Raw genomic sequence first — 13,753 nt, 5'->3', positions numbered from 1 at the left:
ATGCAGAAGAACGGACCTTTAGCCCTCGCGTTCAACGCGCTGGTCATCACCTTCATGCTCGCCCCCTTGCTGGTGGTGTGCATCGTGGCGTTCACGCCGCACAACACGCTGACGCTGCCCACCACCGAGTTCTCGCTGCGCTGGTTCAAGGCGGTGTTCGAACATTCGGACTTTGTGCAGTCGTTCTGGAACAGTCTGTGGCTGGCGCTGGCATCGGCCACGCTGGCCACGGTGCTGGCCGTGCCTGCGGGCATTGCCATCACGCGCTACGAATTTGCGGGGCGCGGCTTTTTGAATGGCTTGTTCCTCTCGCCACTGATCATTCCGCACCTGGTGCTGGGCGTGGCCCTGCTGCGCCTGTTTGCGCTGCTGGGCGGCACAGGCAGCTTTGGCTGGCTGGTGTTTGCGCACGCGCTCATCGTCACGCCCTACACGCTGCGGCTGGTGGTGGCGGCGCTGGTGGGCTTTGACCGCAGTGCCGAGCACGCGGCCCTGTCGCTGGGCGCGAGCCAGGCCACGGTGTTCACGCGCATCACGCTGCCGATGATCCTGCCCGGCGTGACGGGCGGGTGGATGCTGGCCTTCATCAACAGCTTTGACGAAGTGACCATGTCGATCTTTGTCACCTCGCCCAGCACGGTGACGCTGCCGGTGCGCATGTACATGTACGCCACCGAGTCGATTGACCCGCTGATGGCTGCGGTGTCGGCACTGATGGTGGCCCTGACGGCCTGCGCGATGGTGATTCTCGACCGGGTGTACGGCCTGGACCGCGTGCTCGTAGGGCGCAAATAAATGGGCACGACTTCCATGACTGTGAACACAGCCCTGCTCCACCGCGTGGCCGAAAAAGACCGCGCGCCCGTGCCCTTCGTGCTCGATGGCGAACCCGCCGCTGCGCTCGAAGGCGACACGGTGCTGACCGCCATCCTCACCCACCGCGCCCAGTTGCGCCGCAACGAGTTCAGCCACGAGCCGCGTGCAGGCTTTTGCCTGATGGGCGCGTGCCAGGACTGCTGGGTGATGACGGCTACCGGCGAACGCCTACGGTCTTGCGCCACCTTCATCCAGACGGGCATGCAGCTGACTACGGGAGGGGCCGAATGACCACCCCCACCTTGCAACCCGTGATCGTGGGCGCAGGCCCTGCGGGCATCCGTGCGGCGCAAACCCTGGTGGCGCATGGCGTGCGGCCCGTGGTGATTGACGAGGCCGCACGCGGCGGCGGGCAGATCTACCGCCGCCCGCCCGCCCACTTTGCCCGCAGCCCAGAAACGCTGTACGGCACCGAAGCATCACGCGCCATGGCGCTGCACAGCACCTTTGATGGGCTGAGCGCGCACATCGACTACCAACCCGACAGCCTAGTGTGGAACGCCCAAGGCGGCATGCTCGATGTGCTGCATGGCCCTACGCAAACCACGCGCACGGTGCCCTACGGCCAGCTCATCGTGGCCAGCGGCGCCACCGACCGCGTGCTGCCCATGCCAGGCTGGACGCTGCCCGGCGTGTACACGCTGGGGGGAGCGCAGGTGGCGCTCAAGTTCCAGGGCTGCACCATCGGCCGCAACGTGGTGCTGATGGGCACCGGGCCGCTGCTGTATCTGGTGGCGTACCAATATGCCAAGGCAGGCGCCAAGGCGGGCGTGAAGGTGGCTGCAGTGCTGGACACCGCCCGCTTTGCCGACCAGCTGGCCGCCCTGCCCGGCATGCTGACGCAGCCCGCCGTGCTGGCCAAAGGGATGTACTACGTGGGCGGGCTGCGCGCGCACGGCGTGGCGGTGCACACCGGCGTGCGGCCTGTTCGCGTGGAGGGCGAAACACGGGTCAATGCCGTGGTGTGGACCGACGGCCAGAACGAGCACACCGTGCAGTGCGATGCCGTGGGCTTTGGCTACGCACTGCGGTCCGAAACCCAACTGGCAGACCTGCTGGGCTGCCGCTTTGCCTGGGCCCCGATGCACCACGCCCACCTGCCTGAGCGCGACACAGCAGGCCGCACCAGCGTGGCCGGCGTGTACCTGGCGGGGGATGGCGCGGGCATCATGGGCGCCGATGCGGCCGAATGGGCGGGTGAGCGCGCTGCGCTGGCGCTGCTGGCAGACCATGGCGTGAAGGTGGACACTGCACGCGCGGCGGAGCTGGAACGCAAGCTCACGGGCTTGATGCCATTCCGCCAAGGGCTGGAGCGCGCCTTCCCCTTCCCCACCAACTGGGCGGCCCACGCGCCCGACGCGCTGGTGGTGTGCCGCTGCGAGAACATCACGGCCGGTGAGCTGCGCGCCTGTGCCCGCGATGCGGGCGCAGACGAGATGAACCGTCTTAAAGCCCTGACCCGCGTGGGCATGGGCCGCTGCCAGGGCCGCATGTGCGGTGTGGCCGCTGCAGAAATCCTGGCCCAGGCCACAGGCAAGCCGATTGACACGGTAGGACGGCTGCGCGGACAGGCGCCGATCAAGCCCATCCCCATCCACCTGCAAGCCCAGGCGGAGGCACGCGCATGACCGCAACCCCAACGATTGACACCGACGTCGCCATTGTGGGCGGCGGCATCATGGGCGCATCGGCCGCGCTGGCACTGCGCCGCAAAGGTGTGGCGGTGGTGCTGCTGGAGCGCGACCTGTGCGGCTCGCGCTCCAGCGGCGTGAACTATGGCGGCGTGCGCCGCCAGGGCCGGCCTGTGAGCCAACTGCCCCTGGCGCAGCGCGCCCACCAGGTGTGGGCCAACCTGCCCACGCTGATTGGCACCGATGGCGAATACCAGCGCAGCGGGCACTTCAAGATCGGGCGCAGCGAGGCGGACATGGCTTCGCTGGAAGCCTATGCCCACTTGAGCCGCGACTTTGACCTGGGCATCCAGCTCATCTCGGGCACCACGCTGCGCGAGCGCTGCCCTTGGCTGGGCGGGCGTGCCGTGGGTGGCTCGCTGTGCCCCGACGACGGCCAGGCCAACCCGCGCCTGGTGTCGCCCGCGTTTGCGCTGGCGGCCAAGCGCGCGGGCGCGCAGATTCTGGAGCGCACACCAATGACCTCGGTGGAGCACGACGGGCAGCTGTTCACCGTGCGCTCCGGCACCACCGTGGCCGTGCGTGCGCCCGTGCTCATCAACTGCGCTGGTGCCTGGGCCGGTGCGCTGGCCGCGCAGTTTGGCGAGGCCGTGCCCATTCACTCCGGCCATCCGGCCATGGCCGTGACCGAGCCCCTGCCCTTTTTCATGCACTGGAGCCTGGGTGTGGAAGGCGGCGGCATCTACTGCCGACAGGTGGCGCGCGGCAATCTGGTGCTGGGCGGCGGCGCAGGTGTGGCGCTGGATGCCGACCGCGCCCGCTCCGAGCGCAGCGCCATCGCTACCCTGGCAGTGCAGGCGGTGGAGCTGCTGCCCGCCCTCAAGAACGCGCACTTCATTCGCACCTGGAGCGGCACCGAAGGCTATCTGCCTGACCGCCAGCCGGTGCTGGGCAAGAGCCACACCACGCCCGGCCTGATCCATGGCTTTGGCTTTGCCGGTGCGGGCTTTCAGATTGGCCCCGGCGTGGGCGAGGTGCTGGCCGAGCTGGCACGCGATGGCCGCAGCACCACGCCGATTGATGCCTTTGCGATTGAGCGATTTCTCCCAACGACGGTGGCTGACGTGGCCAGCACTGCCGCTGCCCACTGACCCCGTCTGCCACCGACAAAACTCCCCTCCCCACCAGAAAGGAAACCACCATGACCTTCTCCCCCCGCTTTGCCAGCCGCGCCCTTGTGACGGCCGCTGCACTGACCGCCGTGGCCGCCGCAGACACCGCCACCGCGCAGACCAAAACGCTGTACATCGGCATGAATGGCGGCACCATGGAGAAGGCGTACACGCAGTACGTGTTCCCGGCGTTCGAGAAGCTGCATGGCGTGAAGGTGGTGGTGGTGCCTGGCACGTCCTCGGACATCCTGGCCAAGGCCCAGGCCAACAAGGACAAGCCGCAGATGCACGTGATGTTTCTGGACGACGGCATCATGGTGCGCGCCATGGGCATGGGCCTGTGCGAAAAGCAAAAGCCCAACCCGCACCTGAACGACATCTACCCCGCCGCCCGCTTCAAGGACGACCTGGCCAGTGGCGTGAGCCTGGGCATGACCGGCATCGCCTACAACACCAAGATGTTTGCCGAAAAGGGCTGGGCCGCGCCTACGTCGTGGATGGACTTTGCCGACCCCAAGTACAAGGGCAAGGTGGTGTTCCAGTCCATGCCGTCGTCGTCGTTCGGGCTGCACGGCTTCTTGATGTTCAACCGCATCCAGGGCGGCACCGACAAGAACGTGGAGCCAGGCTTTACCAACTGGGCCAAGACCATCGGCCCGAACGTGCTGGAATACATCCCCAGCTCGGCCAAGATTTCGGAGATGGTGCAGACGGGTGAAGCCGCGATCTTCCCGCTCACGCCGACCAGTGTGGCGGCCTTGAAGGCCAAGGGCATTCCGGTGGAATACGCACAGCCCAAGGAGGGCTCGGTGGTGCTGATGACCGGCCAATGCGTGATCGCCAAGAACAGCGAACCCGAACTGGCGCAAAAGCTGGCCGAGTTTCTGCTGAGCCCGCTGGCACAGGCCAACGTGCTGCAGTTTGGCGCGCAGATTCCCACCAACCCCAAGGCGCCTGCCGTGGGTGAAGGTGCCGCCCAGGTCGCGCAGATCAGCCAGTGGATGAAAAACGCCGTGACACTGGACTGGGACAGCGTGAACGCCAACCGCCCTGCGTGGAACGCGCGCTGGAACAAGACCATCGAGCGCTGAGAGGATATGGAGCGCGTGTGAACAGGCTACACCTGCTCACACTGGCGGGCCGTTTGTGACAAATGTCACCGGCCCCGCCATACCCTGCGGTGGTGGGGTGCCACAAACCGCTTCTTCGACTTCAGAATCCGGCGCCTGGGCATGCTGATTCGTTCAGCCAGTCCGCCACCATTCGAAGAAGAGGGATACCACCATGAAACGCTGGATCAAATGGACCGCAGGCAGCGCGCTGCTGCTGGGCGTGATCGTTGTCGCCACCGCCGCCAGCGGCCTGTACCTGGCCGAGCAAAAACGCAACCGCTACATCGACATCAAACCCCGCCCCGTGGCCTACACCACCGATGCGCAGACCATCGAACGCGGGCGCTATCTGTATGCATCGCGTGGCTGCACCGACTGCCATGGCGCACAAGGCACGGGCCGCGAGTTCGTCAACGATGGCAAGGGCACGCGCATCGCTGGGCCCAACATCACGCCGGCTGGTGTGGTGGCGCGCTACCAGCCCGAGGACTGGAACAGCGTGATCCGCCACGGCGTCAAGCCCAATGGCCGCCCGGTGCTGGTCATGCCCAGCGAGGACTACAACCGCTTCACCAACGAAGACCTGAACGCCCTGGTGTCGTATGTGCGCCAGTTCCCCCCCAAGGAGGGCACGCAGGCCGTGATCGATCTGCCGCACCCTGCCTGGGTGCTGTATGGGCTGGGTGCGATTCCCGACGCGGCCTCGCGCATTGACCACCAGCTGGCCCCCTCACGGCCGACGGCTGCCGGAGTGACGCTGGCCAACGGCCAGTACGTGGCCAACATGTGCATCGGCTGCCATGGTGCCGACCTGTCGGGCGGCAAGATCCCCGGCGGCCCGCCTGACTGGCCTGCGGCGGCAGACATCCGCCCTGGCACACACAGTGCCGACAGTGCCCTGACACGCTACCCCAACGCCGCAAGCTTTGTGGCCATGCTGCGCACAGGCAAGCGGCCTGACGGCACACCCATCCAGGTGATGCCCTTCGAGTCGCTCGGGCAACTCAGCGACGTGGATGCGCAAGCGCTGTACCTGTACCTGAACGCACCCCCTGGCAGCGTGAAGCAGGACGTGGGCAGTGCAACGGCCGGCAGCCAAAAGAGCAGCGCCAACACCGTGCCCTCCGGGCCGGGCGGGCTCAAGCTGCCAGGTTGACCTGAGAGCCTGTGAACGGCCCCGCAGGGGGACGCCCGCAGACACTCAGACGAAAGGCGGGCGAAGGACCGCGCCCCCAAAAAAGCGCTGCCCTGCTGACCCGCCCCCCTTGGACCACCCGCTGTGGTGGCGGGTCAGCTGCCAGGGTGCTGATGTGCGTGGGGAGGCGAGACGGGCGCCTGGCTGTATGACCCCATGGGCCCACCGGGGCTGTTGGTAGGGCCGGTGGGCGCAGGCGGCGGTGCGCGGCGCACCCGTGGCACCACGCTGAGCTGCACGGTATCGAGCACCGGGCCGGGCACCACATTCAGCGCCTTGCGCGGCAGGTCCACCAGTTGCTCGGCGTGCCACACGCGCACCTGTGCGGCGCCATCCGGCACGCTGGCAAATCGGGCAATGCCATCGTTGTCGGTCTTGAGTGTCCAGGCCGAATCGGTCACAAACACGTGGCCGCGCATGGAACCGTGCAGGTGGCAGCCCAGCAGCACCACGCCAGGGGTGTCGAGTTTGACGTCCGCAAAGTTGGCGGGCTTGCCGTCGGCCTTGCCGGCCAGGCGCAACTCAAAATTGGAACTAGGCGCAGCAGGGGCCGCTGCAGCGGCTACGCCTGTAGGGTTGCCGCGCACATGGTGATCCCAGCGGTCCTGGTTGGTGAAACGCACGGTGGTGCCGGGCATCACCACGGTGACGGCAGGCACAAAACGCATGCGCTCCTGCTCAATGGTGGGACTGAGCTGCAGCAGGCTGGGGGCCGCAGCGGTGGTGGCGCTGGGGTACACCACCACCACGGCGTCGGGCACAGGCTTGCCGTCGCGGTCCAGCACCTGGATTTGGACATTTCCGGCCCAAGCGCTAGTGAATATTGCGCTGGCAGCTATGAAAAAAATAGCATTTTTCATCGTCTTAGTGTTTGGTGATCACATCGCGGTGCATGGGCGCCAACAAGGCCAGCAGGCGGTTTTGTTGAGCGAACGGTATGCCTTGGGCGTCCATGGCGCTTTGCAGCACCTCCACCAGGGCGTTGAAATGGCCCTTGTTGATGTCCATGTCGGCATGGGCCGATTTCATGTCAGCGCCTTCATATTTGCAAGGGCCCCCGCTCAGCTGGCAAAACTGGTCGGTCAGGCTCTCCTTGAGGGCGGCTGGTTTCGTGTCCTTGAAGTGGCTGCCGATGCGTGGGTCCTTGACCACACGGTTCACAAAATCGTCCACCAGACGGGTGATGCCAGGCTTTTCGCCCAGGGCCTGGTACAGGCCGGCAGGGGCTACAGGGGCTGCAGTGTTCGCCACCGGCGCCGCAGCAGTCTGCGCAAAGGCCGGGGCAGCCAGCAAGCCGCCCAGGGAGACGGCCAGGGCGATGAGGGTTTTGGAGTGCGTCATGACAATGTCCTCAGAAGGCGACTTGGGCCGACAGGTAATAGCCGGTCTGGCGGCGGTTGTTGGTGATGCCGGGCACGATGCGGCCCAGGTCCACATAGGCCAGCGTGAGCGATACGTTCTTGCTGGGCGCCCAGGCCACGAAGATGTCCTTCCAGTCGTCTTCGCGCAGCGCAGCGCCCAGGCCGGCCGCCGCGCCCAGGGCCTGCAGGTTGTTGGGCTTGAAGCGGTACTCGGCGCCCACCGCCAGGTTCTTGTTGATGAGGTACGCCACCGAGAACTCGGGCTGCAGGCTGCGGCCGTTCTTGCCCGGTGCAGCCGAGCCAAAGCCCAGCAGGCCGTTCTGGTTGGCGTTGGTGTAGCGCAGCGTGCCGTTGACCAGCACGCTTTGCGCCAGCAGCAGCTTGGTGGCGCTCACGTACACATCGGTGCCGCTGGTTTTGGTGCCCAGAAAGTCCAGCACCGACCTGATGGAACCCGGGTGCACCTGCTTGTGCTCCAGCCCCACCGCAATCTGGGGCATCCAGCTGTCGCTGTTGAGCACCGCGTCGCCCGCCACCTTGAGCTTGATGCCGAGCACGTCCATCTTGATGTGCTGGCCGGGTGTCACGCCAAACGGCGCAATGCCGTTGAGCGCGATCGCGGGCGAGGCATCAAAGTCCTGGCGCGCCAGCGACAGCTCCAGGCGGTCGTGCAGCCCCAGGGCCACGCCATAGCCGTTCAGGCTGTAATCCTGGGTCGCAGCACGGGTGGCATAGGCGCTGACACCCACCTCGCCCTCGGTGGCGTTGCTGCCAATCACTGCCCAGGGGGTCAGCCCGCCGCCCGCCGATCCGGCGATGGTGCTGACACCACCGGTGAGCAGCAGCTTGCCGGTATCGGCCTGGGCCGCACTGCAGGCCAGCGCAACGCCAGCCAGCACGGCGATGGAAAGGGGACTCTTCATGGGGCGCTCCTCGTGTTTGTAAATAATTGCTACGACAGCGTCATTACGCACACGGGCGACGTCCAGATGTGAATCCAGAGTACCGCAAAGGGTCTTTAGCGCCTGATCAGGGTCCGGCCCCCACGACGGACTGGCCACCGTTCTCGTCAGCCAGCGAAGGCAAGGCGCTGCACGGTCCAGTACAGCGACAGCACCAGCAACGCGACGGAGCCCCCACGCACCACCACCGAGCGGTACCACACCCTGCGCGCAAGCACTGTCGAGACCGCGCACCACAGGGCGACCACCATCAGTTGGCCCACTTCGACTCCTAGGTTGAACCCCGCCAGGGCCCACAACAGCGAAGCGCCCGCCACGCCAGCTTCGACCAGCACCCCGGAAAAACCCAGCCCGTGCACCAGACCAAAGCCCAGAGCAAGCCAGCTACTGCGCAGGCCTTGGACGGGAAACAGGTTCAGCAACGCCGAGATGCCGATGCTGATGGCAATGGCGGGCTCCACCCAGTTGCCCGACACGGTGACCCAGCCCAGGCCTGCCAGTGCCAGCGTGATGGAATGGCCCACGGTGAAACAGGTCACCGTGAGCAGGAGCGCCTTGATCCCGGCGAAGCGGTCCCTGGCGCCGGAGGCCGGGGTGTCAGCGATCGGTGTTGTGCCGGACTCCGTGTGCAATGGCAGATCGCGGTGGCGGGGCTGCGGCCGCGCCAGGGAGATGGGCAGCAACAGTGCCAGCAAAAAGGCCAGGTGGTCGTAGCCAGACAGGATGTGGTGCACCCCTTCGGTCACAAAGTGCAGCAGCGTGGCCACCCCGCCGCGTGGGGCGCCGGGCACTGTTGCGTCCGTGCCTTGAGCACCTTCTGCACCGTCTGGCCCCGCTTGTCCGGCGCGGCTGCCTGCAGAGCGCAGGTCGGTGCCGGAGCGCCCGTCAGTGGCCAGCACGGCTGCCAGCGTCTGGCCGCTCAACGCGCCGCCCACCAGCAGGCGGTGTGTGGGGTCGATGCCCTGCATCAGGCCGTAGCGCAGGGTGACCGCCTGGGCTGGCGCACAGGGCAGCGTGGCAGCCAGCCGCGCGTAACGCCCATCGGTGCGCTGCTCCAACGCTTCAAAGCGCCAGGCAGGCACCGTCGCCGTTCCGTCGCACTGCCACAACATGCCCTGGCCCACCCACTGGACGATGGCGGGCATGGACTGCCGCACCTCGCCCCATGTGAGCTGGCGGTCGCCATCGGCATCGAGCTGCTCCAGCGCGGCATCTACATCCTTCAAGGCCACCGACAGCACAAGGCCTATCGATGCGCCCGCCCCTGCAGTGCCCTGGGGTGCCAGCGCATCCGTCACCCGCAGATAGGCGTCGCTGGCCTTGTGGGCCCACGCGCTGGGCGCCAGTGCTGCGGCAGTCAACGCGACAGCCACCATGGCCCGCAGGGAACGCCCGTGTGGGCGCAGGAGGCCCGTTATCCAGTGCATGCAGCGCATCATTGGGCTCCCCGGGTCTGCCAGCGCGCCAGACGCAGGTCTTGCAGCCCTGCTTGCTGCAGGGCCTGCCGCACGGCCTGGTGGGCAGCAGCGTCGCCCGACTGCTCAGAGGTCTGCAGTGCAAGCCACCAGTCGAGGGGCTCTTTTTGCAGGGCAAGGTTGGTGCGGGCCGCCTTCCATGCGGCGGCGGGTTGCCCCTGCAACCACAGCGCCAGCAAGGCACGCTCCCGGGCGTGGGCGTCCAGCCCCTCACCGCGCGCCGCGATGGCGGCAAAACGCGCTTCCAGGTCGCGCACCAGGGGCTGCCACGCGGCGTCCCCCATCAGCCGCAGGGCCTGCGCGCGCCGCAGCAGCACGGAGTCGCTGTCGGGCTGGTGCCGGAGCACCTCCAGTGCGGCGCTCGCACGATTGCGGCGCAACAGCTGGTCGGCATAGGCCAGCGCGGTGTAGCCGTCGGGGGCATCGGCCAGGCTGCGGCGGTAGGCCGCGTCGGCAGCGTCATCGCGCCCTGCGCGCTCTTCGCTCTCGGCCAGCAGCGACCCGATCCAGGCCCGCTGGGCAGCATCCCCCGCAACCTGCTGCCGCAGGGCGGTGAAGCCATTGCGTGCGGCATCGTGCTGGCCTTGCAGTGAACGGGTTTCGAGCAGGCAGGCGGTGGCGTACAGCGCAGCACCATAGCGGGCTACGTTGCGGCAGGCGGCCTCGGCGGCCTCATAGCGCGCGGCCACACGCTCCAGCGTGGCCAGCGTGAGCCAGCCCTGCACCTGTGCGGGGTTGGTTTGCAAGGCGCGCTCCAGCGTGGCGCGCGCGGCTGAAAATTCATGGCGCCCTTGCTCTACGGTGGCCTGCAACACCAGCAGATCGGCCGGGGCGTCCGCCTGGCCCCACCAGCGAGCCAGGGCCGCCTGTGCCCGGCCCAGGTAACGCGGGTCCGCCGTCTCGCGTGACAGCGTGATCCAGCGCCGGGCCGTGGCGGCAGCGGCCTGGGGCGTGGCGGGGGCTGCGCTCACACGCTCGGGCAGACGCTCGACCACATCGGCATTGAGGCCAGGTGGCAAGTCCTGCGGCAAGGCCGCCAGGGCCGTGCCCGCCCAGAACACCAGGCACAAGGCCACGCACAAACAGTGATGAGGTTTCTTCATGGGCTCGTGACAACAGCGGATATCGAAAGAGACACAATCACCCACGCACGCCCTGGCCACACCCCTTCAGGGCGCAACCAGGACATCGCGCGAGGGTCAGAGCCGCGAATCGGGCTCTTCTGCCTCGGTGCTGGACAGCACCAGCTGGTCCACCGCCTGAGGTTCAGTGGTGTCCGATGTGCCGCTGGCCACAATGGGCTGCACATACGCGAACGCATTCACCATCACGGGGCCCCCATTGCCAGGGTCTGCCGTGTTGTCGCCGCTACCGCCCCCGCCGCAACCGGTGATGGCCAATGCCGCCACCGAAGTAAGGGCCAGGTGCTGAATCCGAAGGTTCTTTTGCATGGTGTGGCTCCTTCGGATCAGAAGTTCTTGGCACCGGGCAGCGGTGGGTTCACGTACGGAAATGCCGTACGGTAGTCGGTCGCCTTGGTGCGCGAGCCGTCCACAAACGCTACCCCTCCTGCCGGGGCATCCCCCGGCTTGCAGCCCACCTTGAGCGTGTCCGTGGCACCCGTCGCCGTGCACAGCGCACCCATGGCCACGCGCAGCGATACGTCCACCACGTCGTCGCCCAAGCGGCGGCCGTTCGGGAAGCCGGCCGCGTCCCCTGCCACCACCCCCAGCGAGTTCTGCGCAGCCGCAGCCGTGGCGGCAATGCCCGTGTTCAAGCGCAGCATTTCGGCCAGGGGGCCTCCAGCACCCAGGCCGGTGACGTTGCCGGGGCGATTGACGGTGGGCAGCCCCGTGAGGAAGGCCGTCATCAGGTCGGTGCGCGGGAAGTTCGTGGGGGCCTTGGCGCCAAACAGCGTCTCGACCAGCGCGGGCAGCGTGGGGTGCGTCACGTAGTCCGCAAAGTTGGCCGCATCATCCTTGGGCTTGGACGCGTTGAACTTGTCCTTGTCCTTGAGGCCAATCACCACCTCGTTGACCAGCGGCATGCCCAGGCGCGAGACCTGCGTCCATGCGCCACCGGCCTTCTCGCTGGTCTGCAGGCCCGAGTCTGGCTTGCCATTGAGCAAGCGGGCCTGGCGCAGGCTGGCAGTGGTCCAGCCGCCAATGACCTTCTCGCCCGATGCCGCCGTGAGGCAATTGGTGGGCACTTCCACCGCGAGCGACGTCACGTTCTTGTTGGCAATCTGGCCCGCGCCGAAGGCCGCAGCATTCGACTCGCTGGTGATGACGGCGGCAGGTGCATTCACCAGATCAAAGATGGTGCCCAGCGACACCGGGAACGGGTCCTGCCGCTGGCCCACAAACACCTTGCCGGGGGTGGAGCAGCCGGGGATGTTGATGCCATACACATACTTGCCGGCATAGGCGTCGTAGGCGGCCGCATTGCCCAGCGATTTTTCACCGATGTAGTCGATGGGCTTGGTGAAGGTGGTACCCCCACCGGCCATGGTGATCTGCTCGCGCTTGCCGGTACGGCGGTCACCGCGCACGATGAACAGCTCGTACTCTTCGCGGTAAGCCAGCGGGTCGCCCGCTGCGCCGCTGATGCCACCGGCGTTGCGCAGCGGAATGGCCACCTTCTTGCGGGCACCATCAGGACCGATATCGAGCATGATGCCGTTGCCACCATTGTTCAGCGTGTTCTTGAAGCGGAACTGAAAGGTGATGTCCTCCGCTGCGTCGCCGTTGTTGTCGATGTGGATCTCGTACAGCGCATTCGAGTCCAGGCTGAAGTAGTTGGGGCCGCCATAGGCATCCTGCAGCGGCAGGTAGTTGGCGATCATGGTGACAAAACCCGCTCGACCCGGTTCGTAGCTGTTGAACAGGTAGAAGTCACTGCCGTCAACCTTGGGCTGGGTCGTGATGAACGGTGCCTCGCGGTGGCTGGACGCCAGACTGACGCCCGCTGTGCTGGCAGCCAGAACAGCCAGCACGGCCAGACTGATTTTTTTCAATGGCATGGGGATCTCCTCGTAGGTGGAAGGTGGGGTGCCAAGCACCCCACCTTGAATACGACGAAGAGAAACCCGTGGATTCAACGGTGGCGACTATTCTTTTCTTTTGCCACCGGTTCTTCCAGACCTGTACGCAACTGCCTGAAACCCAGGTGTCAGGTGGCCTTGCGGATCAGAGCGCCCTTGAACAGCACCGGCCCGGTCGGACCTGTGGCGCTGGGCACACCACCCTTGGGTTCCAGACTGATGGCCAGCGTGGGGACTTCTTTCACATCGCCCTCCTGGGCCACCAGCTTGAGCAGCTTGTCCTGCCCCAGCACGCCCAATGAGCGCGGGCCGCCAGCGGGCGGCAGCGCCCACAGTTGTAAGGACTTGTCCGTCCCCTCCTGGAAACCGCCCACGCGCTGCAGCACGAGCTGGTTGTTCTTGGGGTCGAACGTCACCAGCATCGACGCGTCGGCCTTGTCATCGGCCAACACCGCCACGTACTGGATCTGGGGCGTGGCTTGCAGTTGTTGCTGCAGTGCGGCGATCTGCGCGCCCGTGGTGGCACGCAGGCCTCCATTGACCTGCACGCCCACCACCACAGCCGCCAGCGTGGCGATGGCGCCCGCAGCTGCCGCACCGCGCCACACCAGCAGGTTGCGCCACCAGCCACCTGGGGCCTCTGCGGCCTGGTGCACACGGGCAGCTTGCATGGCGGACGCAGCCCGGTCGGCCTGCACCAGGTTGTCGATGCGCGTCCACACGGCGGGCGCGGGGTGGATGGCGGGCTGCAACTCGGTCAGGCCGGACCAGCGGGTCTGCCAGACCAGCGCTGCAGCGCGCACGGTGGCGTGTTCGCGGGCCAGGCTTTCAAATCGGCGGCGGGCGCCGCCACGCAGTGTGCCCAGGGCGTAGCTGGCAGCCAGGCGGTCGAGCAGTTCGGGGTGTTGGGTAATGTTCATGGCAAC

The 13,753-nt window shown here is 66.8% G+C and carries 14 protein-coding genes; 6 read left to right on the top strand and 8 right to left on the bottom strand.

What is annotated here, in order from left to right:
* The 6 genes from C8C95_RS16435 (at position 1) to C8C95_RS16410 (ending at position 5,947) form a co-directional block, all read left to right on the top strand.
* Positions 1–795 carry an ABC transporter permease gene (locus C8C95_RS16435; RefSeq protein ID WP_056061258.1) on the top strand — a complete coding sequence of 265 codons (795 nt, stop codon included), beginning with the start codon at positions 1–3 and terminating at the stop codon, positions 793–795.
* A 15-nt stretch (positions 796–810) separates the two neighbouring features.
* Positions 811–1,107, top strand: coding sequence for a (2Fe-2S)-binding protein (locus tag C8C95_RS16430; RefSeq protein ID WP_243415708.1), 297 nt, complete (start codon positions 811–813; stop codon positions 1,105–1,107).
* A complete protein-coding gene (locus C8C95_RS16425; protein ID WP_116749276.1) occupies positions 1,104–2,504 on the top strand; it encodes an NAD(P)/FAD-dependent oxidoreductase in 1,401 nt (466 codons plus the stop codon). Before C8C95_RS16430 ends, C8C95_RS16425 begins: the two co-directional genes overlap by 4 nt.
* The gene (locus C8C95_RS16420; protein WP_116749275.1) at positions 2,501–3,658 is read left to right on the top strand and encodes an FAD-dependent oxidoreductase; all 1,158 of its coding nucleotides are present in this window, start codon (positions 2,501–2,503) and stop codon (positions 3,656–3,658) included. The genes C8C95_RS16425 and C8C95_RS16420 overlap by 4 nt, the downstream gene beginning before the upstream one ends.
* Positions 3,659–3,708: 50 nt before the next feature.
* Positions 3,709–4,770: an ABC transporter substrate-binding protein gene (locus C8C95_RS16415; protein ID WP_116749274.1), complete on the top strand. Its 1,062-nt coding sequence runs from the start codon at positions 3,709–3,711 to the stop codon at positions 4,768–4,770.
* A gap of 193 nt (positions 4,771–4,963) precedes the next feature.
* Positions 4,964–5,947 carry a cytochrome c gene (locus C8C95_RS16410; protein ID WP_116749273.1) on the top strand — a complete coding sequence of 328 codons (984 nt, stop codon included), beginning with the start codon at positions 4,964–4,966 and terminating at the stop codon, positions 5,945–5,947.
* 134 nt (positions 5,948–6,081) lie between these two features.
* On the opposite strand, the gene C8C95_RS16405 is transcribed toward C8C95_RS16410, so the two are convergent.
* The 8 genes from C8C95_RS16405 to C8C95_RS16370 form a co-directional block, all read right to left on the bottom strand.
* A complete protein-coding gene (locus C8C95_RS16405; RefSeq protein ID WP_243415707.1) occupies positions 6,082–6,846 on the bottom strand; it encodes a plastocyanin in 765 nt (254 codons plus the stop codon).
* Between the two features lie 4 nt (positions 6,847–6,850).
* Entirely contained in the window at positions 6,851–7,327 is a 477-nt protein-coding gene (locus tag C8C95_RS16400) for a group 1 truncated hemoglobin (protein ID WP_116749271.1), read from the bottom strand.
* Between the two features lie 10 nt (positions 7,328–7,337).
* A complete protein-coding gene (locus C8C95_RS16395; protein ID WP_116749270.1) occupies positions 7,338–8,270 on the bottom strand; it encodes a DUF3034 family protein in 933 nt (310 codons plus the stop codon).
* 146 nt (positions 8,271–8,416) lie between these two features.
* A complete protein-coding gene (locus tag C8C95_RS16390; RefSeq protein WP_165836552.1) occupies positions 8,417–9,736 on the bottom strand; it encodes a HupE/UreJ family protein in 1,320 nt (439 codons plus the stop codon).
* An 8-nt stretch (positions 9,737–9,744) separates the two neighbouring features.
* Positions 9,745–10,887, bottom strand: a complete 1,143-nt coding sequence (locus tag C8C95_RS16385; protein WP_133246244.1) for a hypothetical protein — start codon at positions 10,885–10,887, stop codon at positions 9,745–9,747.
* A gap of 96 nt (positions 10,888–10,983) precedes the next feature.
* Positions 10,984–11,235 (bottom strand): hypothetical protein, encoded by a 252-nt coding sequence (locus C8C95_RS16380; protein WP_116749267.1) that lies wholly within the window; start codon positions 11,233–11,235, stop codon positions 10,984–10,986.
* 17 nt (positions 11,236–11,252) lie between these two features.
* Entirely contained in the window at positions 11,253–12,806 is a 1,554-nt protein-coding gene (locus C8C95_RS16375) for a DUF4331 domain-containing protein (protein ID WP_116749266.1), read from the bottom strand.
* A 149-nt stretch (positions 12,807–12,955) separates the two neighbouring features.
* Positions 12,956–13,747, bottom strand: a complete 792-nt coding sequence (locus tag C8C95_RS16370) for an anti-sigma factor (RefSeq protein WP_108499992.1) — start codon at positions 13,745–13,747, stop codon at positions 12,956–12,958.
* Positions 13,748–13,753 lie beyond the last annotated feature (6 nt).

Source organism: Acidovorax sp. 99 (genome assembly GCF_003096455.1).
Classification (GTDB): domain Bacteria; phylum Pseudomonadota; class Gammaproteobacteria; order Burkholderiales; family Burkholderiaceae_C; genus Acidovorax; species Acidovorax delafieldii.
The sequence above is the reverse complement of the archived record's forward strand: the minus strand, read 5'-3'. Positions and strand labels throughout refer to the sequence as shown.

Excerpts from the sequence above, each read along its gene's own strand:
- C8C95_RS16435 (WP_056061258.1), top strand. The coding sequence starts at position 1 with ATGCAGAAGAACGGACCTTTAGCCCTCGCGTTCAACGCGCTGGTCATC.
- C8C95_RS16430 (WP_243415708.1), top strand. The coding sequence starts at position 811 with ATGACTGTGAACACAGCCCTGCTCCACCGCGTGGCCGAAAAAGACCGC.
- C8C95_RS16425 (WP_116749276.1), top strand. The coding sequence starts at position 1,104 with ATGACCACCCCCACCTTGCAACCCGTGATCGTGGGCGCAGGCCCTGCG.
- C8C95_RS16420 (WP_116749275.1), top strand. The coding sequence starts at position 2,501 with ATGACCGCAACCCCAACGATTGACACCGACGTCGCCATTGTGGGCGGC.
- C8C95_RS16415 (WP_116749274.1), top strand. The coding sequence starts at position 3,709 with ATGACCTTCTCCCCCCGCTTTGCCAGCCGCGCCCTTGTGACGGCCGCT.
- C8C95_RS16410 (WP_116749273.1), top strand. The coding sequence starts at position 4,964 with ATGAAACGCTGGATCAAATGGACCGCAGGCAGCGCGCTGCTGCTGGGC.
- C8C95_RS16405 (WP_243415707.1), bottom strand. The coding sequence starts at position 6,846 with ATGAAAAATGCTATTTTTTTCATAGCTGCCAGCGCAATATTCACTAGC.
- C8C95_RS16400 (WP_116749271.1), bottom strand. The coding sequence starts at position 7,327 with ATGACGCACTCCAAAACCCTCATCGCCCTGGCCGTCTCCCTGGGCGGC.
- C8C95_RS16395 (WP_116749270.1), bottom strand. The coding sequence starts at position 8,270 with ATGAAGAGTCCCCTTTCCATCGCCGTGCTGGCTGGCGTTGCGCTGGCC.
- C8C95_RS16390 (WP_165836552.1), bottom strand. The coding sequence starts at position 9,736 with ATGCACTGGATAACGGGCCTCCTGCGCCCACACGGGCGTTCCCTGCGG.
- C8C95_RS16385 (WP_133246244.1), bottom strand. The coding sequence starts at position 10,887 with ATGAAGAAACCTCATCACTGTTTGTGCGTGGCCTTGTGCCTGGTGTTC.
- C8C95_RS16380 (WP_116749267.1), bottom strand. The coding sequence starts at position 11,235 with ATGCAAAAGAACCTTCGGATTCAGCACCTGGCCCTTACTTCGGTGGCG.
- C8C95_RS16375 (WP_116749266.1), bottom strand. The coding sequence starts at position 12,806 with ATGCCATTGAAAAAAATCAGTCTGGCCGTGCTGGCTGTTCTGGCTGCC.
- C8C95_RS16370 (WP_108499992.1), bottom strand. The coding sequence starts at position 13,747 with ATGAACATTACCCAACACCCCGAACTGCTCGACCGCCTGGCTGCCAGC.